Source organism: Mycobacteriales bacterium, assembly GCA_035995165.1.
In the GTDB taxonomy this organism is placed as follows: domain Bacteria; phylum Actinomycetota; class Actinomycetes; order Mycobacteriales; family CADCTP01; genus CADCTP01.
Genome location: DASYKU010000027.1, coordinates 76,368 through 102,350, shown reverse-complemented (window position 1 = coordinate 102,350; position 25,983 = coordinate 76,368). Strand labels below are relative to the sequence as shown.

General features: G+C 74.0%; 21 protein-coding genes. 12 read left to right on the top strand and 9 right to left on the bottom strand.

All coding sequences use genetic code 11. The features are described 5' to 3' along the window. Together VGP36_05215 and VGP36_05210 are read left to right on the top strand one after the other, a co-directional pair. Window positions 1–151, top strand: a 151-nt coding sequence (locus VGP36_05215) for an FAD-linked oxidase C-terminal domain-containing protein (GenBank protein HEV7654129.1), incomplete at its 5' end; no start/stop codon positions are given. Window positions 152–395: 244 nt separating this feature from the next. Continuing rightward, window positions 396–1,211: an aminoglycoside phosphotransferase family protein gene (locus tag VGP36_05210; GenBank protein ID HEV7654128.1), complete on the top strand. Its 816-nt coding sequence runs from the start codon at window positions 396–398 to the stop codon at window positions 1,209–1,211. 115 nt (window positions 1,212–1,326) lie between these two features. Here VGP36_05210 and VGP36_05205 read toward each other — a convergent pair whose 3' ends face one another. From VGP36_05205 to VGP36_05195, 3 genes are all read right to left on the bottom strand, one after another. Continuing rightward, the gene (locus tag VGP36_05205; GenBank protein HEV7654127.1) at window positions 1,327–2,979 is read right to left on the bottom strand and encodes a tetratricopeptide repeat protein; all 1,653 of its coding nucleotides are present in this window, start codon (window positions 2,977–2,979) and stop codon (window positions 1,327–1,329) included. A gap of 519 nt (window positions 2,980–3,498) precedes the next feature. Further along, window positions 3,499–4,278 (bottom strand): SDR family NAD(P)-dependent oxidoreductase, encoded by a 780-nt coding sequence (locus VGP36_05200; GenBank protein ID HEV7654126.1) that lies wholly within the window; start codon window positions 4,276–4,278, stop codon window positions 3,499–3,501. Window positions 4,279–4,311: 33 nt separating this feature from the next. Beyond that, a complete protein-coding gene (locus VGP36_05195) occupies window positions 4,312–5,709 on the bottom strand; it encodes a PLP-dependent aminotransferase family protein (GenBank protein ID HEV7654125.1) in 1,398 nt (465 codons plus the stop codon). Between VGP36_05195 and VGP36_05190 the strand changes: the two genes are divergently transcribed. Beyond that, entirely contained in the window at window positions 5,708–6,670 is a 963-nt protein-coding gene (locus VGP36_05190) for a DMT family transporter (GenBank protein ID HEV7654124.1), read from the top strand. The two genes, VGP36_05195 and VGP36_05190, sit on opposite strands and share 2 nt — an antisense overlap. 35 nt (window positions 6,671–6,705) lie before the next feature. Next, window positions 6,706–9,513, top strand: a complete 2,808-nt coding sequence (locus VGP36_05185; GenBank protein HEV7654123.1) for a LuxR C-terminal-related transcriptional regulator — start codon at window positions 6,706–6,708, stop codon at window positions 9,511–9,513. Here the strand turns inward: VGP36_05185 and VGP36_05180 are convergent. Continuing rightward, window positions 9,491–10,567 carry a class I SAM-dependent methyltransferase gene (locus tag VGP36_05180; GenBank protein HEV7654122.1) on the bottom strand — a complete coding sequence of 359 codons (1,077 nt, stop codon included), beginning with the start codon at window positions 10,565–10,567 and terminating at the stop codon, window positions 9,491–9,493. The two genes, VGP36_05185 and VGP36_05180, sit on opposite strands and share 23 nt — an antisense overlap. A gap of 184 nt (window positions 10,568–10,751) precedes the next feature. Continuing rightward, the gene (locus VGP36_05175) at window positions 10,752–11,456 is read right to left on the bottom strand and encodes a DUF4386 domain-containing protein (protein ID HEV7654121.1); all 705 of its coding nucleotides are present in this window, start codon (window positions 11,454–11,456) and stop codon (window positions 10,752–10,754) included. A gap of 583 nt (window positions 11,457–12,039) precedes the next feature. Between VGP36_05175 and VGP36_05170 the strand changes: the two genes are divergently transcribed. Further along, complete coding sequence (locus tag VGP36_05170) at window positions 12,040–12,894, top strand: alpha/beta hydrolase (protein HEV7654120.1); 855 nt, start codon at window positions 12,040–12,042, stop codon at window positions 12,892–12,894. On the opposite strand, the gene VGP36_05165 is transcribed toward VGP36_05170, so the two are convergent. The 3 genes from VGP36_05165 to VGP36_05155 all read right to left on the bottom strand — a co-directional run bounded on the left by VGP36_05165 (window position 12,891) and on the right by VGP36_05155 (window position 15,094). Then, the gene (locus VGP36_05165) at window positions 12,891–13,619 is read right to left on the bottom strand and encodes an alpha/beta hydrolase (protein HEV7654119.1); all 729 of its coding nucleotides are present in this window, start codon (window positions 13,617–13,619) and stop codon (window positions 12,891–12,893) included. The two genes, VGP36_05170 and VGP36_05165, sit on opposite strands and share 4 nt — an antisense overlap. Before the next feature lie 124 nt (window positions 13,620–13,743). Beyond that, the gene (locus VGP36_05160; protein ID HEV7654118.1) at window positions 13,744–14,232 is read right to left on the bottom strand and encodes a pyridoxamine 5'-phosphate oxidase family protein; all 489 of its coding nucleotides are present in this window, start codon (window positions 14,230–14,232) and stop codon (window positions 13,744–13,746) included. A 28-nt stretch (window positions 14,233–14,260) separates the two neighbouring features. Continuing rightward, window positions 14,261–15,094: a PaaX family transcriptional regulator C-terminal domain-containing protein gene (locus VGP36_05155; protein HEV7654117.1), complete on the bottom strand. Its 834-nt coding sequence runs from the start codon at window positions 15,092–15,094 to the stop codon at window positions 14,261–14,263. An 87-nt stretch (window positions 15,095–15,181) separates the two neighbouring features. Here VGP36_05155 and boxC point away from each other — a divergent pair, with 87 nt between their 5' ends. Genes boxC through VGP36_05130 form a run of 5 tightly spaced genes read left to right on the top strand, consistent with a single transcriptional unit; the run spans window position 15,182 to window position 21,623 of the window. Then, the gene (gene boxC / locus VGP36_05150) at window positions 15,182–16,876 is read left to right on the top strand and encodes a 2,3-epoxybenzoyl-CoA dihydrolase (protein ID HEV7654116.1); all 1,695 of its coding nucleotides are present in this window, start codon (window positions 15,182–15,184) and stop codon (window positions 16,874–16,876) included. 2 nt (window positions 16,877–16,878) lie between these two features. Continuing rightward, the gene (gene boxB, locus VGP36_05145) at window positions 16,879–18,297 is read left to right on the top strand and encodes a benzoyl-CoA 2,3-epoxidase subunit BoxB (GenBank protein HEV7654115.1); all 1,419 of its coding nucleotides are present in this window, start codon (window positions 16,879–16,881) and stop codon (window positions 18,295–18,297) included. Between the two features lie 6 nt (window positions 18,298–18,303). Further along, on the top strand, window positions 18,304–19,884 hold the full coding sequence (locus VGP36_05140) for a benzoate-CoA ligase family protein (GenBank protein ID HEV7654114.1): 1,581 nt from the start codon (window positions 18,304–18,306) through the stop codon (window positions 19,882–19,884). Continuing rightward, window positions 19,884–20,741 carry an amidohydrolase family protein gene (locus tag VGP36_05135; GenBank protein HEV7654113.1) on the top strand — a complete coding sequence of 286 codons (858 nt, stop codon included), beginning with the start codon at window positions 19,884–19,886 and terminating at the stop codon, window positions 20,739–20,741. Before VGP36_05140 ends, VGP36_05135 begins: the two co-directional genes overlap by 1 nt. A gap of 51 nt (window positions 20,742–20,792) precedes the next feature. Beyond that, complete coding sequence (locus tag VGP36_05130) at window positions 20,793–21,623, top strand: oxidoreductase (GenBank protein HEV7654112.1); 831 nt, start codon at window positions 20,793–20,795, stop codon at window positions 21,621–21,623. A 143-nt stretch (window positions 21,624–21,766) separates the two neighbouring features. Here VGP36_05130 and nhaA read toward each other — a convergent pair whose 3' ends face one another. Further along, entirely contained in the window at window positions 21,767–23,710 is a 1,944-nt protein-coding gene (gene nhaA, locus VGP36_05125) for a Na+/H+ antiporter NhaA (GenBank protein ID HEV7654111.1), read from the bottom strand. A gap of 159 nt (window positions 23,711–23,869) precedes the next feature. On the opposite strand from nhaA, the gene VGP36_05120 reads away from it, so the two are divergent. Further along, window positions 23,870–25,354: a hypothetical protein gene (locus VGP36_05120; GenBank protein HEV7654110.1), complete on the top strand. Its 1,485-nt coding sequence runs from the start codon at window positions 23,870–23,872 to the stop codon at window positions 25,352–25,354. Between the two features lie 25 nt (window positions 25,355–25,379). After that, complete coding sequence (locus tag VGP36_05115; protein HEV7654109.1) at window positions 25,380–25,982, top strand: hypothetical protein; 603 nt, start codon at window positions 25,380–25,382, stop codon at window positions 25,980–25,982. Window position 25,983 lies beyond the last annotated feature (1 nt).

Below are 25,983 nucleotides of genomic sequence, written 5' to 3'. Positions count from 1 at the left end.
GATCACCGGCGAGCACGGGGTCGGCCTGCTCAAGCGCGGCGGCATGCGCCTGGAACTCTCGCCGGAGGTGCTGGCCATGCAGCAGGCGGTGAAGCAGACCCTGGACCCGCTGAACCTGTTCAACCCCGGCAAGGTCGTCGGAATCCCCTGATCGTCGGCGGCCTGTTCCGTATCGGCAAGACTGGTATGTCGTGCCGTCGTCGAACGAGATCAGGTACCGCATCGTCCCAAGACCCCTTGCCGCACCGCCTGTCCGGACGAGTGGAATTCCCATCGTCAGGCAAGGACGGAGCATGTCACCATCGTCGCTGTCGCTCCGCTGGGGTCGGCGCACACGGGAGATGGGACGAGGCGCGGTGGAGGAATCAGGCGTCCAGCGAGCGGTGGCCGCGGCCGTGTCCACGGCCACCGCGCTCGACCTGAGGGTCGATGACGCGGTTGTCCTTCACAACTCGAATCGGATCGCCGTACGCCTGGTGCCCTGTGACGTTCTTGCGCGGGTCGCGCACGTCGCGCAACAGGAAGGGGCCGAGTTCGAAGTCGAGGTCGCTCAGCGACTCGCCGAGACCGACAGCCCGGTGGCCGAGCTGGAGCCTCGGGTCGAGCCCCGCGTGTACGCACGTGATGGCTTCGCGGTCACGCTGTGGAAGTACTACGAGCCGCTGCCAGCACCCGAGCTCGCGCCCGCTGAGTACGCGCGGGCGCTCGTGCGGCTGCATGCCGGCATGCGGCAGATCGACGTTCCCACGCCGCACTTCACCGATCGGGTCGCGCAGGCGCAGTCGCTGGTCGGCAACCGCGCGCGCACCCCGGAGCTCGGTGCGGCGGAGCGCGGACTGCTGCGCGACACGCTGACGGGCCTGAGCCGCGCGATCGGCGACCGCGGCGCCGATGAGCAGCTGCTGCACGGTGAGCCGCATCCGGGCAACGTGCTCACGACGAGGAAAGGGCGGCTGTTCATCGACCTGGAGACCTGCTGTCGCGGACCGGTCGAGTTCGACCTCGCCCATGCGCCGGAACAGGTCAGCGAGCACTATCCAGCGGCTGATCCGGACCTGCTCCGCCGGTGCCGGATCCTGACGCTCGCGATAGCCACGACGTGGCGCTGGGATCGAGACGACCAACTCCCCAACGGGCGCCAACTGCGCATCCAGTGGCTCGACCAGATCCAAGCAGCCCTCGGCCACAACGGCCCCGACATCCGGCGCTGATCACAGCCGAAGTCACGAGCTGCCCGCCACCGCGATGGCCGCCTGGACGCCATCGTCAGCCAAGGCGGGCGTGGATCCACAGCGTGCCACTACGCGACCCGGACGGTGCCCCCCGTCAGCTGGATGACGACTGTCCACGGCGGGTCCGGAGGGCGCGCAGTTGGGCCTCTATGGCGGAGGCGTGCGGGGAGCCCAGGCGCCGGTACTCCTCGGCGGCCCGGCGGAGGTAGTCCCGGGCCTGGCTGGTGCGTCCCTCCACCCGCGCCACCTGCCCCAGGCCGGCGTACGCCCGGGCCAGTTCGGGCATGTCCCGGGCGTCGGCGGCGGGGAGCAGAACCTGCTGGTGGGCCCGGGCGGCAGCGGCGAGGTCGTGCACGGTCAGCGCCCACTCGCCGCGCGCGTTCCACACCAGGTTGCGCAGGTGCGGGGTACCCGACTCCGCGCTGATCAGGGCCGCGGCGTCGAGGTACGCCTTCGCCGCCTCGACGTCCCCGCGCGCCCCGGCCACGTCCGCGAGCTTCGTGAGCACGACCGCCTCGCCCTCGAGGTTGCAGGCGCGCCGGGCGGCGTCCAGCGCTGCCCGCAGATGGGCGTGGGCGGCGGTCAGGTCGCCGCGCTCCCGTTCCAGGCTGCCGAGGTTGTTGTGGGCGGCACTCTCCACATCGGTGTCGGACGTGGCGACGGCCTCGTGCAGCGCCTCGTCCAGGACGGTGGAGGCGCGGTCGAGGTCGCCGATCTTGCGGTAGAGCATGCCCAGATTGTTGAGCAGGCTGGCCCGGCTGGCGGAGTCCGGAACCTGGTCGGTGAGCTCCAGGGTGCGGTGCAGCCAGGCGATCGCCGGGCCGTACTCGGCGAGGGCGGCGTGCATGGAGGCGAGCAGCCCGGTCGCCTCCGCCTCCTCCGCCGGCTCGCCGAGCTCGTGCGCCTCCCGCGCGGCCTCGTCGAACCGGTGCCGGGCGTCGTCGCCGCGCCCGGCGCGGGTGTCGAGCACACCCAGGTGCCGCAGCGCCCGGCACCGGGCGAGCCGGTCGCCCGCCGACTCCGCCGACACCAGCGCGATGCTGTGCAGGTCCCGCGCCTCGGCGTCGCGCATGTCCTTGTAGAGGTGGCGCCACCAGGCGTCGGACAGTCGCCGGACGGCGGCGTGCGCACCCCGGTCCTGGGCCTGCCGGGCGACCGCGGCGACGGACCCGCGGTGGTCGCGCAGCCAGCCCTGCACGTCCGGCGCGACCAGGCCGGTCAGCGCGTCCGGTACGGCGACGCGGTCCCGTTCGGCGAGGTCGGTCGCCATCCCCAGCCGGCGGGACGCCTCCAGCGCCGCGGCGAGGAACAGCGTCTCCACCCGGTCGCAGGCAGCTGCCCGCTCCGCGTCGAGGAGTCCGGCCGCGTCGGGGAGTCCGGCCGCGTCGGGGAGTCCGGCCGCGCGCTCCCGGGCGTACTCGCGGACGAGCTCGTGCATCCCGTACCGGCCGGGGCCGCGGTACTGGACCATGTTCACGTCGGCGAGCCGCTCGAAGACGTCGCGGGTGCGCGGGAGTTCCCAGCCGCACGCCGCGGCGGCCACGGTCACGTCCGGGTCGGCCACCGGAAGAAGCCCCAGCATGCACAGCAGCCGGTCCGCGTCCGGATCGAGGACCCGGGCCGACCACGACAGCAGCTCCCGTACGCCGGCGCGGGGGTCGTCGGCCGCGGTCAGCAGGTCGAGGGCGGGCCGGTGCCGCAGCGGCCGGGCCAGATGTACGGCGACCAGGCGCAGCGCCAGCGGCATCCCCCGCGCACAGCCGCAGCGCCAGCCGCCGGTCCGCGGAGTCGACCTCCGCCGTCCCGGTGAGCTCGTCGATCGGCGCGCCGGCGTTCCTCGCAGCCGCAGCCGCAGCCGCAGCCGCCGTCGCCGTCGCCGTCGCCGTACGCCGTCGGGTCGTCGCCGCCACCGTACGAGGATCGAGCATGACGCCGACCTTCGACGACGGCGACCGGGTGTACGCGGTCCGCCGCGCGCGCTACCGCGTCGGCGACGTCGTCGTGTTCGACGTCGGATCGCAGCGGCTCGCGGCCGACCCGGGCTGGCGCATCAAGCGCGTCACCGCCGTCGCCGGCGATCCGGCGCCGGACTGGGCGGCGACCGCCGGCCGCACGGTGCCGCCCGGCTCCCTCGTCGTCGAGGGCGACAACCCGGTCAGCCAGGGCTCCCGCCAACTCGGCTACGTCCCGACGGTACGGGTGCTGGGAGCCGTCCTGCGGCTGTCGCGTGTGGACGGTGCTCCGGCCGGACCAGCGGAAGCGCCGGCTACCGCTTCGACAGGCGGAGTTGCCGCCAGCTGCCGTCGGCGTGCCAGCCGCCGTCGACGCCGAGCTCCTGACCGTTGACGAACCCGCTCGCGGTGTCGTCGGCGAGGAACGCGACGGCCTGCGCGACGTCCTCGGGCCGGGCGAAGCGGCCCATCGGGACGTGCTCGACGATGTCGTCGTCGGTGTAGGCGCCGGCGCCCTGGTCGGCGACATCCATCTCGGTCTTGATCCAGCCCGGGCACACGGCGTTGACCCGGACGCCGCGGCCGCCCCATTCGACGGCGAGGGTCCGGGTGAGCCCGACCAGCCCGTGCTTGGAGGCGTTGTAGGCGGCCCGGTCGGCGATCCCGCGCAGGCCGGCGATCGAGGCGATGTTGACGATCGACCCGGTACGCCGGTCGAGCATGCCGCGGCCGAAGGCCTGGCAGAGCAGGAACGGCCCGGTCAGGTTGACCTCGAGCACCCGCCGCCACTGCTCGGCCGAGGTCGCCTCGGCCGGGGCGATGAGGCTGATCCCGGCGTTGTTCACCAGCACGTCGGCCGGGCCGAGGCGGTCGGTGACCCGGTCGGCGGCCGCCCGTACGCCGGCCTCGTCGGCCACGTCGACCTCGACCGAGAGAACGGGGACGCCCCGCACCGACTCCTCGGTCTCGGCCGGGGCGGCGATGTCGAGCAGGGCCAGCGCGTACCCCTGGCCGGCGAGGTGCTGCGCGACCACCCGGCCGAGGCCCTGCCGGGCGCCGGTCACGACCGCCACCCGGCCACGTCCTGATTCCATCGCCGTATCTCATCAGCCTCCCGGTGGGTCGGGTCAGCCGGTCTGGGTGGTGAGGGCGCGGCCGAGGATGCGGGCGGCGTCGGGGAAGCGGTCGGGGTTCGGGCCGCAGTAGTTGAGCCGGACGTACGGCCCGACCGGTTCGGCCGGGAACCATTCGGTCCCGGGCGCGATGAGCACGCCGTCGGCCTCGCAGTCGCGGGTGAGCCGGTCGACGTCGACGCCGTCGGGCAGCCGCGCCCACAGGTGCAGGCCGCCCGGTGGGACGTGCTCGAGGTGGGCCTGCGGGACGTGCTCGGCCAGGCTCCGGACGAGCAGGTCGCGCCGGGTCCGCAGGTGGTGCCGGAGGGTGCGCCGGTACGTGCGCCAGCCGGGCCGGGTGACGACGTCGAGGGCCGCGGCCTGGAGCACGCCGCTGACGTAGAGGGAGTCGGCCCCGTGGTCGGCGAGGATGCGGTCGCGGGCCGGCCCGCGCGCGACGACGGCGGCGACGCGCAGGGCCGGCGACACGCTCTTGGTCAGCGACCGCAGGTAGACGACGTGCCCGGCCTCGTCGCGGGCGGCGACGGGGCGGGCGGTGGAGTCGATGCCGAAGTCGTGGGCCCAGTCGTCCTCGACGAGGAAGGCGTCGTGGTCGCGGACGGTGCCGAGGATCCGCTCCGCCTGCGCCGGCGACCACTGGGCGCCGGTGGGGTTGGCGTAGGTGGGCTGGGCGTAGAAGGCGCGCGCCCCGGTCCGGGCGAACGCGTGCGCGAGGTCGTCCGGGTCCGGTCCGCCGGTTCCGCTGGGCACCGGGACGACCTGGACCCCGGCCTGGGCCGCGGCGAGGATGGCGCCCCAGTACGTCGGGGACTCCAGCAGCAGCGGCCGCCCGGCACCGACCAGGGCGCGGAAGATCGAGCTCAGGCCGCTCTGGCTGCCGGGCAGGACGATGACGTCCCGCGCCGCGGGCGGGTGGTCGCCGGCGAGCTCGTGCGCGAACCAGGCCCGCAGCTCGGGCAGCCCCGCGGCGGCGGACCGGGTTCCCACCGCGTCGGTCCGCGCGGCCCGGGCCAGTGCGGCCCGGACGAGCCCTTCCGGGAGGAGCTCGCGGTCCGGGTAACCCGAGTGCAGGCCGATCGTGTCGGGTGCGCCGTCGCGCAGCGGCGCCGACAGGGTCGGCAGCCGAGCCGGCGGCGAGCTCAGCGCGCCGGTCTGCCAGCTGTAGTCGACCGGGCCGGCGGTGCGGACGGCGCGAACGAACGTCCCCACCCCCGGCCGGCTCTCGATCAGGCCGGCCGACCCGAGTTCGCGCATGGCCTTCTGCACCGTGATCGGGCTGGCCCGGTACTCGGCCATGAGGGCGCGGTTCGACGGCACCCGGGCACCCGGCGCCGCCTGCGCGATCCAGGCGCGGAGGCCGGCGACGATGCGGCCGGTGCTATCGTCAGACATGTCAGGTGACAGTAGCGTTATCCACCGGACCGAGCCACTGCTATCGCCGTCCCGGGAGGGCCTGCAGTGGGGGTTGCTCGGGACGGCGGCGTTCTCGTTCACCGTCCCGCTGACCCGCGTCGCCGTCGGCGGCCTCTCGCCGCTGTTCATCGGCTCCGGTCGCGCGGTCGTCGCCGCCGTGCTGGCCGCCCTGGCGCTCGGGTTGACCGGTCAGCGCCGGCCGGCCGGCGCCCAGTGGGGACGGCTGGCCGTCATCGCCGGCGGTGTCGTCGCCGGGTTCCCGCTGCTGACCTCGTACGCGCTGAGCACCACCCCGGCCTCGCACGGCGCCGTCGTGATCGCGCTGCTGCCGGCCGCGACCGCGGCCATGGCCGTCCTGCGCGGCAGGGAACATCCGCCGCGGTCGTTCTGGGTGATGGCGGTGGTCGGCGCCGCCGTCGCCCTCGGGTTCGCGTCGTTGCAGGGTGGCGGGTTCGGGCGGCTGCACTGGGCCGACCTGCTGCTGTTCGGCGCGGTCGCCGCCGCGGCGGTCGGTTACGCCGAAGGAGGGCTGCTCTCCCGCGAGCTCGGCTCCTGGCAGACGGTGTCGTGGGCGCTGGTGCTCGCCGCACCGGTCATGATCACGCTGAGCGTCGTCTCGGCGATCCGGCAGCCGCCGGCCGCGACGCCGCCGGAGTGGGCGGCGTTCGCGTACCTGGCCGTGGTGAGCATGTTCCTGGGCTTCTTCGCCTGGTACCGCGGGCTGGCCATCGGGCCGATGGCCCAGGTCAGCCAGGTCCAGCTGATCCAGCCCGTGCTCAGCATCCTGTGGGCCGCGCTCCTCCTGCACGAGCGCGTCACCTGGCCCACCGTCCTCGGCGGCCTCGCCGTGATCCTCTGCGCCGCCACCGCCGTCCGCATCCGCCTCGACCGCGGTGCGGGCGGGTCGGGGCGCGACCGGGATCCGCGTGCTCGTGGGTGATGCTCGCGACTCCCACGCTGCGGCAGACTCTGGGCATGGCCACGTCGGGAGGACCTCGCGAGGTCGGGATCTCCGTCCGCGAGGCCGAGGTCCTGACCGCGCTGGGCGAGCACCTGACGAACGCCGAGATCGGCGCCCGGCTGTTCATCTCCGTCCGTACGGTCGAGAGCCACGTGTCCTCCTTGCTGCGCAAGCTCGAGGTGGCCGACCGGCGCGCGCTGGCCGCTGCCGCCGGAGCAGGAACCGGTCCGAGGACCGCCGCCGCCGTCCTGCCGTCGCCGCTGACCCCGTTCGTCGGGCGCGCGGCCGAGCGGGTGGCGCTGTCCGCGGCGCTGGGTGAGCACCGGCTGGTGACCGCAGTCGGGCCCGGCGGGGTCGGCAAGACCCGGCTCGCGCTCAGCGTCGCCGCGGATCTCGGCGACCGGTTCGCCGACGGGGTCTGGTATGTCGACCTCGTCCCGGTGACCGATCGGGCGATGATCGCTCCGGCACTCGCCGACGCGCTCGGTCTCGGCGAGCACGCGGGCAGCTCCCCGGCGGACGACGTCGCGAGCTGGCTGGCCGGCCGGGAGGCGCTGCTGGTGCTGGACAACTGCGAGCACCTGCTGGACGGCGTGGTCGTGCTGCTGGAGCGGCTGCTGGCCGCCGCGCCCCGGCTCGTCGTGCTCGCCACCAGCCGGGCCCGGCTGCTGGTCCCGTTCGAGCGGGTCTTCGCGGTGCCCGGGCTGTCGGTGGACGCGGCCGGCGGCGACGCGGTCGAGCTGTTCGCCGCCCGGGCCGCGGCCGGCGGCAGCCCGGTGCGGCCGGAGGACACCCGTCGCGTCGCCGCCATCTGCCGGGACCTGGACGGGATGGCGCTGGCGATCGAGCTGGCCGCCGCCCGGTGTCCGTCGCTCGGGCTGGACGGGCTGGAGAGCGGGCTGGCCGACCGGTTGCGGCTGCTGACCGGCGGGCGGCGCATCGACGACCGGCACCGGTCGCTGCGCTCGACGCTGGACTGGAGCCATGCCCTGCTGGCCGAGGCCGATCGGGCCGTGCTGCGCCGGGTCTCGGTGTTCGCGGACCCGTTCACGTCGACCGCGGCGGCGGCGGTGCTGGCCGACCTGCCGCCCGCCGGCCATCTCCCCACCGTCCTGGCCGGGCTCGCCGACCAGAGCCTGCTGGTCGCCACCGTCGGCGCCGGCGGCACCCGCTACCGGGCGCTGGAGACCATCCGCCAGTACGGCACGGATCGGCTCGACGAGGCCGGCGAGGCCGACGACGCCCGGTTCCGCCACCTGCGCTGGTGCCTGGACCGCAGCGGCGCCCTCGACCGGAGCGCGACGCTGGACCGGGCGACCTCGGCGGCCTGGCGGACCGCCTTCGACGACGTCGCCGGCGAGCTGCGGGCCGCGCTGGCCTGGGCGGCGGGGGAGCCGCGGCACCGCGCGGAGGCGTACGAGCTGGCGATCGGGCTGGCCGAGCTGACCTTCCTGCGCGGCCTGCCCGGCGAGTCGCAGCGCCGGTACGAGCAGGCGGCCGGGCTCGCCCCCGACGACCGGTCCGCGGCCGACGCCTGGCGCGGGGCCGCCGGCGCGGCCGAGTCGCGGCACGTCGGGATCGAGGCGCTGGCGCTGCGGCAACGTGCGGCCGACGCGGCGGTACGGGCCGGCGATCGCGCCGCGGCGGCCGGCGACCTGGCCCGCAACGCCGAGCTGATGAACCGCGGCCCCGGGCTGATGGCGACCCAGCCGCCGGCCGGGGCCGCGACCGCGCTGATCAAGCAGGGCTGGGCGCTGGCCGGCGGGGACCCGGTCGCGGAGGCGCGGCTGCTCGTCGCCGAGGCGTTCGACGCCGACGAGTCCGACCCGGACGCCCTGGAGATCATCGAGAGCGCGCTCACCCAGGTCCGCCGCGTCGGCGACCCCCTGATCGAGAGTGCGGCGCTCGACCAGCTGACCGCGGCCCAGCTGTCCCGCAGCGAGATCCGGGCCGCGGCGGCCAGCGCGCTGCGGCGTACGCAGCTGCTGGCGACGGTGCCGGTGACGGCCACGACCGCGCTCGAGCTCTTCGACGCGTTGCTCATGGCGTCGGACTGCGCGGTCGCCGCCGGCGACCTCCCGGTCGCCCGCAGCCTGGCCGAACGGCTGCGGGACCTGCCGTTCCACCGCGAGGAGGGCCACCTGGCCGTCGCCCGGCTGCTGGTCGTCACCGTGCTGGCCGGTGACTGGCCGGAGGCGGCCGGCCTGGCCGAGCGCTTCCGGGAGGGCTGGGAGCGGGCCGGCCGGCCCCGCGCGGGCAACCTGAGCCGGGCCGCGTACGCGGCGGCGACGATGCACGGGCTGCGCGGCGACGACGACGCCCGGGCCGACTGGCTGGCGGTCGTCGACGCGCTGCTCTCGCCCGGGCGCTCGCTGCCGGAGATGCACTTCGGCGAGATGTTCGACGCGATGCTGCTGCTGCACCGGGGCCGGCCCGAGCAGGCGTTCGAGCTGATGGTCACGCCGCCGGAGCAGTTCACGCACTGGTACGACGGCATGTGGCGGCAGTGGTACGCGGCACTGTGGGCCGAGGCCGCCGTGCTCAGCGGGGCCGCGGACGCGGCCGACCGGGTCCGGCGGGCGCGGGTGGCGACGGCCGGCAACCCGGTCGCCGCCCCCCTGGTCGACCGGGCGGCCGCGCTGCTGTCCACAAAGGACGGTGACCGGGCCGGGCTGACCGCCGCGGCCACCGCCCTGCAGGCCGCCGGCTGCCGCTACCAGTGGGCCCGGACGCTCGTCCGGCTCGGTGGCGCGGATCGGCAGCGGGGCGAGGCCGCACTGGCGGCGATGGGGGCCACGGCTACGGCCTGGCCTCCAGGATGAGGTTGAACGGGGTCTCGGTCGCCCGCCGTACGTGTGTGAAGCCGGCCTCCCGCAGCACGGCGGTCAGCCGCCGTTGCCCGGCCTGGGCGCCGAGTCCGAGCCCGACCTCCTGCGCCAGCGAGCCGGGCGTGCAGATGACGGTGGACAGGCCGTAGTACGCGCGGCCCACCGGGTTCGCGTTCTCCTCCAGGGTGTCCCCGGCGTACGGCTCGACCAGCAGCAGTGTGCCGTCGGGGGCCATCGCCTGCCGGATGCGGCGGGCGGCGCCGACCGGGTCACCCATGTCGTGCAGCGCGTCGAACAGGCAGACCAGGTCGTAGCCCTGGCCGGGAAGATCCTTCGCGGCGGCGACGTCGAACCTCGCCCGCTGCGCCACGCCCGCCTCCGCCGCGGCCGTCCGGGCGGCGTCGATCGACTCCTGGTGGACGTCGAAGCCCGCGAACGTCGACCGCTCGAAGGCCTGGGCCAGGATGATCGTGGAGGCGCCGAGCCCGCAGCCGACGTCGGCCACGCTCGCGCCCGCCCGCAGCTTCTCCACCACCCCGTCGAGGGCCGGCAGCCACTCCGGGACGAGGTGGGCGGCGTACCCGGGCCGGAACAGCCGCAGCACACCGGAGAACAGGCGGTGGTCGTGGTCGCGCCAGCTCACCCCGGCCCCGGTGCGGAACGCCTCCGCGAACACCTCGTGGTCGGAGTAGCAGGAGGCGATGGCCTCGAAGGCGCCGCCGAGGAAGACCGGGCTCTCCTCGTTCGCGACCACCATCGCCTGCTCGGCCGGCAGCTCGTACGTGTCCTCGGCCGGGTCGTGCACGACGTAGCCGCCGGCGGTCTGGTTGCCGAGCCACTCGCGGACGTACCGCTCGGTGGTGCCGGTGCGGGCCGCCAGGTCGGCGGAGGTGATCGGACCGGCGCCGGCCATCGCCTTGTACAGGCCGAGCCGGTCGCCGAGGTGCAGCAGCAGCCCGGAGATGGCGGCGCCCATGTCGACGACCGCCTGTCCGACGAACGCCTCCAGCTTCGCGTGGTCGATCGCCGGGATCTCGGTGGTGGTCACTCGTGTCTCCGCTCGTCGCTGCCGGTCCCCGTCGAACCGGCCCGGCCGAGCCTGCTGCGCGGCACCGGTCCCGGGCATCCGTGCCCAGCACGGAACCCCCACCTCCGTACCACCCACGGACCGCCCGATGCGGCCCACGCCGAACGGCCCACCGCGTCGTGCGGTGGGCCGTCCGGGACCGAGGTCAGGCGACGAGGACGGGCTCCCGGGACGCGGCGGCGACCGGCTTGAAGCCCTTCACGACCAGATAGATGCCGAGGGACAGCTCCCAGGCCGCGACCGGGAGGGCGAGCAGGCTGCCGACGGAGGAGAACTGGCCGACGTGCCCGAACAGCGTCCCGACGACGGAGGCCATCAGCAGGGGACCGCCGACGAGGCCCATCATCGGGATGATCCGCGGCACGAGCCGGGAGCGGTACATCAGCGAGCCCAGCAGCAGTGCGCTGAACGCCGGCATGAGGCCGGGGCCGAGCAGCAGCGTCCAGTCGCGGACGGCGACGAGCGAACGGCCGGTGGCCACCATCGTGTCCGGGTCCGCCCCGGCCCCGTTCTGCTTGAGCGTCACGATGCCGAGCAGGCTGACGACGCCGATCATGACGACCGCGGCCTCGATCGTCCGGGAGGTGACGAAGCCGAGCGCGGCGCTCTCGCCGTACTTCTTCATCACCGGGAACAGGGCGACCGCCGTGCCGATGCCGGCGAAGGCGTTGACCACGTCGAGCAGGCAGCCCCAGAGCACCCGGGTGTCGCTGCCGGCGCCGAGGATGTAGCCGGGGTCGTCGAGCACCGGCGTGAGGAGGTAGAGCGCGGCCGGGATCGAGCTGACGAAGGTGACGAGGTAGAGGGTGCCCGCCACGAAGGCGGTCGTCCGGGCGTGGTCAGTGCGCATGGTGATCTCCAGGGATGAGGGTGACCGACAGCAGCGGGACACCGATGTCGCGGACGGTCCGCAGCAGCCCGTGCAGCGCGGCCTGGTCGGCGACCGGCCCGTCGATACGGTGGTGCCGTCGGCGCGCCGGGTGAGGGTCATGCCGTCGAGGCGGGCGGCCCAGCGGGGGGCGAGGTGTCCCGCCACGCGGATCTCGTACCGGGCCGTGTCGCTCATGGGGCGGACGGTAGGAACGGATGTGGTGAGCGCACATCACCACGTGTGGTGATGTGCGGTCTGGTGCTCCGGCTGTCGCCCTCGTCGAGGGACAGCCAGGCCACCGGGCGACCGCTCACCCGCTCGGCCGGCAGCGTCGTCCGGCCGAAGCCGGCGGGTGCGGAGACCAGCGTCAGCCGCGACTCCGAACCCCGGCGGAGGTGCGTACCGAGGCGGGGCGGGCGACCAGACCGTGGCGGAGCGGGGGACGTAGAACGTCGTCTCGACCAGGGGGCTCGTCGTCGCGGCCCCCTCGTGCGCGCGGAGCGTTTCCGGGAGCCGGTGAAGTAGCCTCCGGCGAGTTCCCGACTCGGAGGGTCCGGCTGCCATGACGACGCACATCCTCGCGACCGACGAGGTCGATCTCGCCTACGACCTGCACGGACCGGCGGACGGGCGGCCGCTGTTGTTCATGGTCGGCCAGCCGATGGCGGCCGACGGGTTCAGCACGCTGGCCGGGCTCTTCCCGGACCGCACCGTGGTCACGTACGACCCCCGCGGGCTCGGGCGCAGCACCCGCAAGGACGGCCGGACCGACCACGACCCCGCGGTCCAGGCCGAGGACGTGCACGCGCTGATCGAGGCGCTGGACGCCGGCCCGGTCGAGATGTTCGCCAGCAGCGGCGGCGCGGTGACGGCGCTGGCGCTGGTGGCGGCGCACCCCGGCGACGTGACCACGCTGGTCGCGCACGAGCCGCCGCTGATCCCGGTGCTGCCGGACGCCGAGGCCGCGGCGCGGGCCCGGGCCGGCGTCCGCGACGTCTACGAGGCCAACGGGTCGCACGCCGGGATGGCCGCGTTCATCGTGATGTCCTCCTGGCCGGGGGAGTACACCGACGACTACTTCGCGCAGCCCGCGCCGGATCCGGCCGCCTTCGGGATGCCGTCGGACGATGACGGCTCCCGGGGCGACCCGCTGCTGTCGGACCGGTCGTGGGCGGTCAGCAGCTACCGGCCCGACTTCGACGCGCTCGCGGCGGCGCCGACGCGGGTCGTGATCGCGGTCGCCGAGGAGTCCGGGGACGCTTTCACCGGCCGTGCGACGGTGGCGACGGCGGAGCGGCTCGGGCAGACGGCGACGGTCTTCCCGAGCCACCACGGCGGCTTCGTGGGCGGCGGGTCCGGCTACGCCGGCAAGCCGGAGGAGTTCGCCCGGACCCTCCGCGCGGTCCTCGACGCCTAGTCGGTCGTGGCGGCGACCGCGGCGAGGATGGCGTCGATGGTGGTCTGGGGGTGGGACACCATCGAGACGTGCGAGCCGGCCACCTCGGTGATCGTGGCGCCCGCGCGCTCGGCCATCCGGCGCTGCAGGGCCGGCGGGATGACGCGGTCCTCGGTGCCGACGACTGCCCAGCTCGGCAGCGTCTTCCAGGCCGCGACCTTCGACGGGGTCGTGTTGGCACTCAGTGCGGGCGGCCGCTGCCCGGCCGCGATCAGCCAGCGGTCGGCCGCCGGCAGGTCCTGGGCGAAGGAGTTGTGCACCGTGTCGGGCTTGAGGAAGGCCTCGGCGTCGCCCTCGGCCGCCCCGGGGAAGCCCGCGATGTCGAAGACCGCCGTCGGGTCGGGGATGTCGAACGCGGACCCGGACCCGCCCAGCAGCTGGAAGACGGTCTCGCCCTCCTCCGGGATGAACGCGTCGACGTAGACGAGCGCCGTCACGTCGCCGCCGCCGGTGCCGGCGTTGGTGATGACGAACCCGCCGTACGAGTGGCCGACGAGCACGACCGGCCCGCTCGTCCGCTGGGCCAGGAACGAGGCGACGTACGCGGCGTCGCTCTCCACCCCGTGCAGCAGGTTCGTCGGCGCGAGGACGGTGAAGCCCCGGCCCTGCAGGTCGGACGCCACTGCGTTCCAGCTCGAGGCGTCGGCCCAGGCCCCGTGCACGAGAACGATCGTGGGCTGCGTCATGAGTCCTCCTGAAGGGGTGGATCAACGCGCCGAGCGTACGTGGGAGCGATCCCAACCGAGGAGGGCAGACCTGAACGCGGCGACGTCGACGGCCGCACGATCGCCGTCGCCGCCGGGATCCGGATCAGCGCAGCGGGACACCGGCGCGATGGTCCTGGGAGAGTCCGTGGAGGGAGCACGGGTGCCCGGGATCGCGCGGGCACAACACCCACAGCTCCGCCGCCGTCGCCCGGTACAGCCGGTACGGCGCCGCCCCGCTGACGTCCTCCCGGCTCACCCCGCTCGCGCCCCGGCCGTCGTCGCGCGGGTAGGCCGCCAGCCCGCGGTCGAGCTCGGCCCCGGACAGCTCCGTCGCCTCGCCCAGCGCGTACACGGCCCGCCCGTGGTACGGCGCCACGGTCGAGTCGAAGACGACCAGGCTCACCTGCGGCCGCGCGGCGAGCTGCCGGGAGTGCACGGCGTCGGTGGCCGAGACCCAGTAGAACTCGGTGATCCCGGCCGGGGCGAAGTAGACCGGCGCGGTCCACGGCCGCCCGTCCGCGTCGGCCGTACCCAGCGTCAGGTAGAGCGTCGCCGCCAGCAGGGACCGCGCATGAGCCGCAAGATCGGTCATGCCGGGATTCTCCCGGGTCCGCGCCGGGTCAGGCGCCCGCCTCGTTGAGCCGGGTCCATTCGGTCCGGGCCCGGACGGACCAGGAGGCGTGCCGGCGCCGGAACAGCGTCGCCGCGACCGTGCCGCTCCACTGCGCGGGCAGCAGCGCGTCCGGCAGCGACGGGTCCAGGGAGGGGAACCGGCGCCAGGCGTGCACCAGCTCGACCAGCCGGACGAGCGGGTCGGCCGCACCGGCCGCGGCGAAGTCGTCCAGGAACTGCCGGTAGCCGTCCTCGACCGCGCTCAGGTCCCAGGCCTGGGCGACCATCGCGGCGAGGTCGCCGTGGCCGGTGTGCTCGGCGACGAACACGTGCGCACCCTCCAGCACGCCGGCCTCGCCGAGCACCTTCTCCACCTCGCCGACCCGGTCGACCCGGGTGCTGACCCAGACGCCCGGCGCCGGGCTGCCGAGCCCGGCCCAGGTCAGCCGGGTCTTGAGCAGGTGCCGCAGCGGGCGGTCGGTCTCCGGGGCCCGGGCCAGCACCAGCAGCCAGCGGCCGTCCCAGTCGGCCAGCCCGGGGGTGAAGCCGTAGATGCGCTCGGTGCCCTCGGTGAGCAGCCGCTCGGCGGCCGGGGTGAGCCGCCAGCTGGTGCGCCGGCCGACGCGCTCGGAGGTGAGCCAGCCGGCGCCGGCGGTGCGCATGAGCGCCTGCCGGGTGGCCTTCTGCTCGACCCCGAGCCGGCCCAGCGCGTCGATGACCGCCGAGGTCCAGGCCGAGCCGCCGGACGGCAGGACGAACTCGCCCAGCAGCGTCAGCAGCAGGCCGCGGGCGCTCTCGGCCCCGGCCGCGTCCCGTCGCGACAGGATCGGGGCGGTCGACATGCTCCCAACGTACTACGAGCCCTTGACGATCTGGCGTTCACCTGTAGAACATGGTGGGGTCAGGACCCCGGGCAGGAGGACCACCTCATGACGACCGTGGCGACCGATCCCAGCACCGACGCTGCGCCGGGCGCCGGGCTCGTCGAGTTCCGGACGGAGCCGGCGGCCTACAGGCACTGGCGGCTGTCCTTCGACGGCCCGGTGGCGACGCTGACGATGGACGTGGACGAGGCCGGCGGCCTGGTCCCGGGCTACGAGCTCAAGCTCAACTCGTACGACCTGGGCGTCGACATCGAGCTCTACGACGCGGTCCAGCGGCTGCGCTTCGAGCACCCCGGGGTCCGGACCGTCGTGGTCACCAGCGCCAAGGACAAGATCTTCTGCGCCGGCGCCAACATCCGGATGCTGGCCGCCTCCTCGCACCCGTGGAAGGTGAACTTCTGCAAGTTCACCAACGAGACCCGCAACGGCATGGAGGACGCCACCGTCCACTCCGGACAGACGTACTTGGCCGCGCTGAACGGGACCGCCTCCGGCGGCGGCTACGAGCTGGCGCTGGCCTGCGACCACATCATGCTGATCGACGACCGGTCCTCGGCGGTGTCGCTGCCGGAGCTGCCGCTGCTCGGCGTGCTGCCCGGCACCGGCGGGCTGACCCGGGTGGTCGACAAGCGGCACGTCCGCCGCGACCTGGCCGACTGGTTCTCCACCCGGTCCGAGGGGCTCGGCGGCAAGAAGGCGGTGCAGTGGCGGCTGGTGGACGAGGCCGTGCCGCGGGCGAAGTGGGACGAGACCGTCGCGGCCCGGGCGGCCGAGCTGGCCGAGCGCTCCGACCGTCCACAGGGGACGGGGATCGAGCTGACCCCGCTGGCGAAGTCCCGCACGGACACCACGATCGAGTACGACCACGTCCGCGCCACCCTCGACCGGGACCGCTCGCTGGTCGAGATCACCGTCGCCGGGCCGGTCGAGGACCCGCCGGCGAGCCCGGCCGAGCAGGGCGCCGCCTTCTGGACGCTGGCGATGACCCGCGAGCTGGACGACCTGATCCTGGACCTGCGGACGAACGAGCTCGAGCTCGGCACCTGGGTGCTTCGCACCAGCGGCGACGCGAGCCGCGTGCTGGCGTACGACCAGCTGCTGGCGGACAACTCCGGGCCGTGGCCGGCCAACGAGATCACCCAGTACCTGAAGCGGACGCTGAAGCGGCTGGACGTGACCAGCCGCAGCCTGATCGCGCTGGCCGAGCCGGGCAGCTGCTTCGCCGGGTCGCTGCTGGAGCTGGCGCTGGCCGCGGACCGCTCGTTCCAGCTGTTCGGCGTGTTCGAGGACGTCGACCCGGACGCCGCGCCGGCCGCGATCACGGTCGGGCCGATGAACCTCGGCCCGCTGCCGATGGGCAACGGCCTGACCCGGCTGCAGACCCGGTTCCTCGGCGACGAGGCCGCGCTGGAGGCGGTGTCGAAGCGGGTCGGTGAGCCACTGGCCGCCGACGACGCGGCCGGGCTCGGGCTGGTCACCTTCGCCCCGGACGACATCGACTGGGACGAGGAGGTGCGGATAGCGCTGGAGGAGCGGACGGGCTTCAGCCCGGACGCGCTCACCGGCCTGGAGGCGAACTACCGCTTCGCCGGCCCGGAGACGCTGGAGACGAAGATCTTCGGCCGGCTCACGGCCTGGCAGAACTGGATCTTCAACCGACCCAACGCATCCGGCCCCGACGGGGCCCTCCGCAAGTTCGGCACCGGCCAGCGCGCCGACTTCGACCGGAAGCGAGTCTGAGCATGAGCGGTCCCGCCGACTACACCGAGAAGATCCCGAACAACGTCGACCTGCGCGACGACCGGCGGCTGCAGCGGGCGCTGGAGTCCTGGCAGCCGAACTTCCTGAACTGGTGGGAGTCGATGGGCCCGACGCTGCCCACCGAGGACGTCTACCTCCGTACGGCGATGCACGTCGGGCGCGACGGCTGGGCCCACTTCGGGCACGTGCCGATGCGGGACTACCGCTGGGGCATCTTCCTGGCCGAGCGGGACCGGGACCGGCAGGTCGGCTTCGGCCAGCACAAGGGCGACCCGGCCTGGCAGAAGGTGCCGGGGGAGTACCGCTCCGAGCTGCAGCGGCTGATCGTCATCCAGGGCGACACCGAGCCGGCGTCGGTCGAGCAGCAGCGCAACCTCGGCGCCACCGCCCCCTCCCTGTACGACCTGCGCAACCTCTTCCAGGTCAATGTGGAGGAGGGCCGGCACCTGTGGGCGATGGTCTACCTGCTGCACGCGTACTTCGGCCGGGAGGGCCGCGAGGAGGCCGAGGAGCTGCTGCACCGCAACTCCGGCAGCGAGGACGCGCCCCGCATCCTCGGCGCCTTCAACGAGGAGACGCCGGACTGGCTGTCGTTCTTCATGTTCACCTACTTCACCGACCGGGACGGCAAATATCAGCTCGGGACGCTGAAGGAGTCGGCCTTCGACCCGCTGTCGCGGACCTGTGAGTTCATGCTCAAGGAGGAGGCCCACCACATGATGGTCGGCACCACCGGGGTGGACCGGATCGTGGAGCGCACGGCCCAGGTGATGGTCGAGCAGGACACCGAGGACGTCGGCGGGGCCGGGGTGATCCCGCTGGACGTGATCCAGAAGTACCTGAACTTCCACTACTCGGTCTCGCTCGACCTCTTCGGCGGCGACACCTCGACCAACGTGGCGAACTACTACACCGCCGGGCTCAAGGGCCGCTGGATGGAGGACCGCCGCAAGGACGACCACAAGCTGGGCGACGACGCGATGACCGTCGACGCCCTGGTCGAGGGTGCTATCGGGCAGACCGAGGTGTCCGCGCTGGTCGGCCTCAACACCGACCTGCGGCGCGAGTACATCGCGGACTGCCAGGGCGGGGTCAAGCGGTGGAACCGGATCCTGGAGCAGGCCGGGCTGAAGCAGCGGCTGGCGCTGCCGGACGTCGCGTTCAACCGCAAGGTCGGCGCGTTCGCCGGGATCGAGGCGACCCCGGACGGCCGGATCCTGTCGGCCGACGAGTGGGCCCGCGAGCAGGGCCGCTTCCTGCCGACCGAGGTCGACAAGACGCACGTCCGCTCGCTCATGCACCCGGTGTACGAGCGCGGCCGGATCGCCTCCTGGATCGCGCCGCCGCGCAACGGGATCAACGGCCAGCCGTTCGACTACGACTACGTCCACCTGGTGTGATGAGGCATGTTCAACGCCAGCGAGTATCTCCTCGACCGGCGGATCGCCGCCGGTGACGGTGCCCGGCTCGCGCTGACCGGCGTCGCCGGCGACGTGACGTACGGGGAGCTGCACGAGCGCGTCCGCCGGACCGCGGCCGGGCTGCGGGCGATCGGCCTGCAGCCGGAGCAGCGGGTGCTGATGTTCATGGCCGACTCGCCGGAGTTCTTCGTGGTCTACCTGGCCGCGATGCGGATGGGCGCGGTGCCGGTGCCGGTCTCGACCATGTCGCATGTGGACGGTCTGGTCGAGCTGCTGCGGGACTCGCGGGCGCGGTTGCTGGCGACCTCGGCCGAGTTCGCCGAGCTGGCCGGGGCCGCGGCCGCGCAGGCGCCCGAGCTGGTCGGCATCCTCGCCGCCGCGCCGGTCCCGTCCGAGCTGCCCGTGCACCGGCTGGATTCGCTCTCCGGCGACGACGACTCGATCTACCCGACGGGCCCGGACTCGCCGGCGTTCTGGCTCTACACGTCCGGCACCACCGGCATGCCGAAGGCGGCCATGCACCGGCACGGCTCGATCCAGGTCGTCTGCGAGACGTACGGGTCGCAGGTCCTCGGGATCACCCGCGAGGACCGCTGCCTGTCCGCGGCCAAGGCCTTCTTCGCCTACGGCCTCGGCAACACCGTGCTGTTCCCGCTCTCGGTCGGCGCCGCCGCGGTGCTGGAGCCGGCGCCGTCCCGGCCCGACGTCATCACCGACCGGACCCAGAAGTACGGCGCGACGCTGTTCTTCGCCGGGCCGACGTTCTTCGCCAACATGCTGCGGGCCGAGCTGCCGGCGGATGGGCTGACCGGCGTCCGGACCGCGGTGAGCGCGGGCGAGGCGCTGCCGGCCGCGCTGCAGGAGCGCTGGAGCGCGTACTTCGGGGTCGACATCCTCGACGGCATCGGCATGACCGAGATGCTGCACATCTTCCTGTCCAACCGGCCCGGGCGGATCCGGCCGGGCACGACCGGCGAGGCCGTGCCGGGGTACGAGCTGCGGATCCTCGACCAGGACGGCCGGCCGGTCGAGACCGGGGTGCCGGGGACGCTGTTCGTCCGCGGCGACTCCACCGCCACCGGCTACTGGTCCCGGTACGGCGCCTCCCGCCAGGTCTTCCAGGGCGAGTGGCTGCGCACCGGGGACACGTACGTCCAGGACGCGGCGGGCTTCTACAGCTGCCTCGGCCGGACCGGGGACATGCTCAAGGCCAGCGGGATCTGGGTCTCGCCGGCCGAGGTCGAGACCCGGCTGCTGGCGCACGCGGCCGTGGGGCAGGCGATCGTGGTCGCCGCCCCGGACGTCGACGGGCTGGAGAAGCCGGTGGCGTACGTGGTCCTGCGGCCGGGGTCGGCGGCGACCGAGGCCGAGCTGGTCGCGTTCTGCCGGGAGGGACTGCCGTCGTTCAAGCGGCCGCGCAGGGTCGTGTTCGTCGACGCGTACCCGACCACGGCGACCGGCAAGATCCGCCGGGTCGACCTGCGGGCGATGGCCGCGACCGTGCTCGTCGAGCCGCTGCCGAAGGCCGAGGCCGCCGGCGCCGCGGACGTGTCCGGAGGGAGCTGATGCTCGACGGCCGGGCCCTGGTCGACGTGCACGTGCACGCGGCCCGGCTGCCGACGCTCACGCCGGCCTGGCGGACCTGGGCCCAGGACTTCGGCGACGGCGGCGTGCTCGGCGCCGTCTACGACGAGGCCGGGACGGTCGACCCGGCCCGGTTCGACGCGTACCTGGCCGCCGAGGGGGTCGACGTCGCCCTGCTGTTCTCCGAGTACAGCCCCAAGGTGACCGGGATCCAGCCGGTGGAGGACCTACTGCCGCTGACGTCGTACTCGCAGCGCACCCGGCTGGTCGCGAACGTCAACCCGCACCTGCACTTCCCGATCGAGGCGGAGCTGCGGCGGCAGCTCGACCTCGGCGCGGTCGCGCTGAAGATCCACCCGGTGCACGGGGGTTTCCCGGCCGACGACCGTGCCATGTACCCGGCGTACGCGGTGTGCCAGCAGGCCGGCATCCCGCTGGTCGTGCACTGCGGCACGTCGACCTTCCCGGGCTCGATGAACGCGTACGCGGACCCGATCCTGCTCGACGACGTGCTGCGGGACTTCCGGTCCCTGGACGTGGTGCTGGCCCACGGCGGCCGGGGCTGGTGGTACGACGCAGCCGCGTTCCTGGCCCTGTCGTACGAGCGGGTCTGGATCGAGCTGTCCGGACTGCCGCCGTCCCGGCTGCGCGACTACTACGCGCGCCACCACTGGGGCCGGCTGTCCCGCCGCATGATCTTCGGTACGGACTGGCCCGGCGTACCGGGTATCGCGAACAACGCCCGCGCGGTGGCGGAACTGTGCCCGGACGAGGAGACCGCGGGGCTCGTCCTGGCCGGCAACGCCGCCCGCGTCTACAACCTCACGCTGCCGGCCTGACCGGGTCCGCGCCGCTAGGGTCCTGGCGTCGGGACCGGCGGAAGGACGTTCATGGCGACGTGGTTCATCACGGGGTGCTCGACCGGCTTCGGCCGGGCGCTGGCGGACGCGGTGCTGGCCCGCGGCGACAACGCGGTCGTGACCGCGCGCGACGTCGCGGCGGTGGCCGAGTTCGGGTCGTCCCACCCGGACACGGCGCTGCCGCTCGCCCTCGACGTCACCGTGCCGGACCAGGTCGCCGACGCCGTCCGGCGGGCCGGGCGCCGCTTCGGCGGCGTGGACGTGCTCGTCAACAACGCCGGCTACGGCTACCGCGCGGCCGTCGAGGAGGGCGACGAGGACGACGTGCAGCGGCTGTTCGCGACGAACCTGTTCGGCCCGATCACGCTGACGAAGGCGGTCCTGCCGGGCATGCGCGCGCGGCGGCGCGGCACGATCGTCAACATCTCCTCGATCGGCGCCCGGATCTCGCCGGCCGGATCGGGCTACTACGCCGCGACCAAGGCCGCGCTGGAGGCCCTGTCCGCCTCGCTGCGCCAGGAGGTCGCCCCGCTCGGGATCGCGGTGATGGTGGTCGAGCCGGGGCAGTTCCGGACCGACTTCGCCGGGCGGTCGCTGGTGGGATCGAGCATCACGATCGACGACTACGACGGGACGGCCGGTCCGCGGCGCAAGCAGAACGACCGTGTGCACGGCACCCAGCCGGGCGACCCCGTCCGCGGCGCGGAGGCGATCCTCACGGCTGTCGACGCCGACGACCCGCCGTTCATGCTCGTACTCGGCCCGGACGCGCTGGCCGGCTTCCGCGGCGCCCTCGACCGCCTCCGCACCGACGTGGACACCTGGGAGCCCCTCACCCTCAGCACCGAATACCCCGCCTGACCCGCCCCGGCCGGTGTGGTGCGGCCGGCGGAGCAGACCGGGCCGGACGGGTGAGCGGTGGATGATCGCCCCTCCGATCGGGGCGGGCACCCTCAGATCCGCCGTGCCCGGTCGTCGAGATCGTGCTGCCCCGGCTCTGGGCCTCAGAGCAGGCCGCGGCGGGACTTCGTCCGGACCCGGACGTCGGCCTGGGGCTGGCTGCGGCCGCCGCGGGCCGCCCGGGCCCGGGCCGCCGCGACCGCCGCGGTCAGCCCGGCGGCGCTGAAGCTGCCGGTGTACCGCTGCCCGTTGATGAAGAACGTCGGCGTCCCCGACACCCCGCTCTCGTCGGCGGTCTCGACGTCCTGGGCGACCCGGGCCGCGTACACGTGCCGCATGATCTCGTCGTGGAACCGGGCCTCGTCCAGGCTCTGCTCGCGGGCGTACCGCATCAGGTCGATGCCGGCGAGCTTCTCCTGGTGGGTGAGCAGCACGTCGTGCATCGGCCAGAACACGCCCTGCGCGGCCGCGGCCTCGGCCGCCTCCGCCGCCAGCTGCGCCTGCGGGTGCACGTCGATCAGTGGCAGGTGCCGCCAGACGTACCGGACGTCGTGGTCGGTCTCGAACTCGGCCCGGATCGCGGTCTCGGCCTGCCCGCAGTACGGGCACTGGAAGTCGCCGTACTCGACCACGGTGACGGTCGCGTCGCCCGGCCCGCGGATGTGGTCGCGGTCCTCGTCGACCGGGTCGACCAGGTCCAGCAGCTGCTCGGCGTCGCCGAGCAGGGCCCGCTCCCGGCGGCCGGCCGGCAGCAGTGCGGTGGACCGGAACACCACCCAGGTCAGCCCCGTGGCCAGCACGGCCGCGCTCAGCACGCCCAGCTTGGCTTGGGCCAGCGCGGTGCCCTCCAGGGCCAGGTTGGCGATGAGGAAGGACACGGTGAAGCCGACCCCGCCGATGGTGCCGCTGCCGGCGACCGCGGCCCAGCCCACGGTCGGGCGCAGCCGGCCCTTCGACAGCCGGGTGACCAGCCAGGAGGAGCCGAGGATCGCGATCGGCTTGCCGGCGACGTACCCGAGGATGACGCCCCAGGTCACCGGCGACCGGTACGCGTCGGCCAGGAACCCGCCGTCCAGGGCGATGCCGGCGTTGGCCAGCCCGAACAGCGGCACGATCGCGTAGCTCGTCCAGGGGTGGTAGACCCGCTGCAGCCGGGCGTTCGGCGAGAGCGTCGAGGTGAGCCGGACGGCCGCGGTCCGGGCCAGCTCCGGCGTCGGCTGCTCCCGGAACAGCCGGAACAGGCCCGAGGCCTCCTCCAGGCTCTGCCGCGCGGGCGAGTACGCCGGGGCGGTCAGCCCGATCGCCAGCCCCGCCACCACCGGGTCGACCCCGCTGGTCAGCAGCGCCGACCACATCGCGATCCCGGCCAGCAGGTACGCCGGGGCCCAGTCGACGCCGATCGCCAGCATCCCGATCATCAGGCCCAGCAGCAGGACCGCCAGCAGGATCGGCATGATCTCGACCGACCCGCTGTACGCGACCCCGATCACCACCAGCGAGGCCAGGTCGTCGACCACGAACAGGGTGAGCAGGAAGACCCGGGTCCGGTCCGGCACCCGCTTGCCGAGCAGGGCCAGCCCGCCCAGCGCGAGCGCGGTGTCGGTGGACATCGCCACGCCCCAGCCGTGGGCGCTGCCGTGCCCGGCGTTGATCGCGAGGTAGATCAGCACCGGGACGGCCATCGCGAACAGGCCGCCGACGAACGGCAGCACCAGCCGGCGCCGGTCCCGCAGGTCGCCGAGGTCGATCTCGCGCCGGGCCTCCAGCCCGACCACGAGGAAGAAGAACGTCATCAGGCCGCTGTTGACCCAGGTCCGCAGGTCCCGGCTGACCCCGTGGTCGCCGACCCGCAGCGCGAACTGGGTCCGCCAGAAGCTCTCGTACGATCCGAGGTCGATGTTGGCCCAGACGAGCGCGGCCAGGATGGCCAGTACGAGCACGCCGGCGGAGCCGGACTCCGTGCTGAGGAAGGCGCGCAGGGGCGCGGCCACCTGCCGCCGCGTGTACGCGGCCGTCTGGCCGGGCTCGTCCGTCGCTGTCGTCACCACCGGAGCCAGCCTAGAGACCGGCCGGGTCATTCCCGGCCGCGCCGTGGATCGTACCAAACCGGGCAATAGTCGCCTACCGGGCATCCGTGTTATATCTTCTGGCTCGGCAGTGTCCATGATCGGCACAAACGGTCCGCAGATCGTGCAGGGGGTACGTCGATGACGACGCGGGAGTTTCCTGCGCTGGGGTTCGATCCGGCGCCGGGGGACGCGGCAGCGCTGAACTCCGCCGCCTCCGATGTGACCGGCGCGGGCAAGGTGTTCTCCAGCGCGTCCGCCAACGTCACCCGGCTGAACTCCTCGGGCTGGACCGGCGACGCGGCCGAGGCCTTCCGCGGCCAGCTCAAGGACCTGCCCCGCGACCTCGACCTGGCCGCGACCTCGCACCAGACCGCCGCCCAGGCGCTCACCGACTACCACTCCGGCCTGGCCGCCCGGCAGCGCCGCGCGAGCGAGCTGGAGTCCCGGGCGGCCGAGCTGCGCCGCCGGGAGCAGTCCGCGGTGGCCGAGGTCAACCGGCTCGCCGGGCAGACCGCGCCCTCCGGCAGCGCCCAGTACACCCAGCTGAAGAACCAGTACGACTCGGCCAGGTCCAGCGCGAACACGATCAGCTCCGACCTGCAGGACGTCATCGCCCAGGCCCGCCGGCTCCACTCCGAGCACCAGTCGGCCGCGTCCACCGCGGCCGGCACGATCAAGAACGTCGCGAACGCGCCGTACAAGGAGCCGGGCTGGCTGTCGCGGGCCTGGTCCTCGGTCAAGGGCTGGATCGCCGACCACGCCGACGTGCTGGCCAAGATCTCCAGCGTGCTCAAGGGCATCTCGGCCGTGCTGGGCGTGCTCTCGCTGGTGCCGGGGCTGCAGTTCCTGGCCCCGTTCGCGCTGATCACCGCGGGCGCCGCGCTGGCGATCGACGTCGCCATCAAGGTCGCCACCGGCAAGGGATCCTGGGCCGCGATCGGCATCGACGCCGCGTTGACGTTCCTGCCGGCGGGCAAGATCCTGTCCGGGCTCAAGGGGGTCAAGGCCGCGGTCGCCGGTGAGGAGGTCGTCGCGGCCGGGGAGAAGGCGCTGCTCGCCGGCGAGGACGCGAGCAAGCTGATCAAGGAGGGCGACGACCTCGGCAAGACCCTCGACGAGGTCTGGCCGCCGCCGAAGCTCGAGGGCGGCAACCCGCTGCCGACCAAGGACATGCAGACCGCCTTCGAGGGGGAGCACTTGCCGGGCAACTCGGTCTGGGGCACCGAGGTCAAGTACCTCGACGACGCGGGCCGGGAGTCGTACCGGGTGATCCCGAAGGACGGCAAGCTCGTCGACGTCAACGGCAACCCGTTCGACACCGCCGCCGGCGTCACGCACTGGAGCGGCGACGGGCGGGCGATCTACGTCATGGACGAGCAGGGCAACATCTACGCCTCGAACTACCAGGAGGTCGGGGCGTTCCACCACTCCAGCCTGCTCGGCGGTAAGCCGGTGTCCGCGGCGGGCGAGCTGGAGGTCAGCAACGGCCAGGTGGTCCGGCTCACCGACCAGAGCGGGCACTACCGTCCGACCCAGGCGATGACGCAGCAGATGGTCCAGCGGCTGCGCGACGCCGGCATCCCGATCAGGGATGATCAGGTCATGATGATCGCGCCCAACTGAGGTGCCGGACGGAAGGGCAGGCGTGGTGAACGAGCAGGAGTGGCGGCCGGCGGTCAACGCGGTGCTCTACCAGGCCCAGTTCGCACCGACGCTCGACGACGATCAGCTCGTCGCGCGCGGGGCGCGTGACCTGGTCGAGCGCCCGCTGCTGGGCCGGCCGCCGGAGGCCACGCTGGCCGCGCTGCGAGCGGCGCTGGCCAGCGGTGCGGCGCTGACCGGCGGCATCCCGCAGCCCCACGACGAGGCCTCGGTCCGGGCGTTCCTCGGCCGGCTGGCCGACGCGCTGGAGGCGTCCGCGCCGTGGACGCCGCCGCCGTTCCGGGTGCTGCGCTGGCAGGAGCGGCCGGACGTGCTGACCGCCCCGGCCGTGGCCCGGATCGGGTACGACTGGGGCCCGGCCGCGAACCGGCTGCGCACCAACGCCGAGCAGGCCGACGACCGGGCGGTCGTCGTGCTGGAGCTGGCCGCCACCGGCGACGTGCTGGCGGTCGTCGACGACTGGGACCTGCGGTCCGGCCTGCGGGACGGGCAGTCGATGCTGCTGTCGGCCAGCCCGCACCCGGCCGAGGTGGTCGAGGCGTTCCGTGCCGCCACCGGGTTCAGCCCCGACGAGGTCACCCCGGTCTGAC

Coding starts and splice junctions, on each gene's coding strand:
- VGP36_05200 (HEV7654126.1), bottom strand. CDS start 4,278: ATGGAATCAGGACGTGGCCGGGTGGCGGTCGTGACCGGCGCCCGGCAG.
- boxB (HEV7654115.1), top strand. CDS start 16,879: ATGAGCGGTCCCGCCGACTACACCGAGAAGATCCCGAACAACGTCGAC.
- VGP36_05175 (HEV7654121.1), bottom strand. CDS start 11,456: ATGCGCACTGACCACGCCCGGACGACCGCCTTCGTGGCGGGCACCCTC.
- VGP36_05170 (HEV7654120.1), top strand. CDS start 12,040: ATGACGACGCACATCCTCGCGACCGACGAGGTCGATCTCGCCTACGAC.
- VGP36_05160 (HEV7654118.1), bottom strand. CDS start 14,232: ATGACCGATCTTGCGGCTCATGCGCGGTCCCTGCTGGCGGCGACGCTC.
- VGP36_05140 (HEV7654114.1), top strand. CDS start 18,304: ATGTTCAACGCCAGCGAGTATCTCCTCGACCGGCGGATCGCCGCCGGT.
- VGP36_05190 (HEV7654124.1), top strand. CDS start 5,708: ATGTCAGGTGACAGTAGCGTTATCCACCGGACCGAGCCACTGCTATCG.
- VGP36_05120 (HEV7654110.1), top strand. CDS start 23,870: ATGACGACGCGGGAGTTTCCTGCGCTGGGGTTCGATCCGGCGCCGGGG.
- VGP36_05165 (HEV7654119.1), bottom strand. CDS start 13,619: ATGACGCAGCCCACGATCGTTCTCGTGCACGGGGCCTGGGCCGACGCC.
- VGP36_05135 (HEV7654113.1), top strand. CDS start 19,884: ATGCTCGACGGCCGGGCCCTGGTCGACGTGCACGTGCACGCGGCCCGG.
- VGP36_05155 (HEV7654117.1), bottom strand. CDS start 15,094: ATGTCGACCGCCCCGATCCTGTCGCGACGGGACGCGGCCGGGGCCGAG.
- VGP36_05130 (HEV7654112.1), top strand. CDS start 20,793: ATGGCGACGTGGTTCATCACGGGGTGCTCGACCGGCTTCGGCCGGGCG.
- boxC (HEV7654116.1), top strand. CDS start 15,182: ATGACGACCGTGGCGACCGATCCCAGCACCGACGCTGCGCCGGGCGCC.
- VGP36_05195 (HEV7654125.1), bottom strand. CDS start 5,709: ATGTCTGACGATAGCACCGGCCGCATCGTCGCCGGCCTCCGCGCCTGG.
- VGP36_05205 (HEV7654127.1), bottom strand. CDS start 2,979: ATGCCGCTGGCGCTGCGCCTGGTCGCCGTACATCTGGCCCGGCCGCTG.
- VGP36_05185 (HEV7654123.1), top strand. CDS start 6,706: ATGGCCACGTCGGGAGGACCTCGCGAGGTCGGGATCTCCGTCCGCGAG.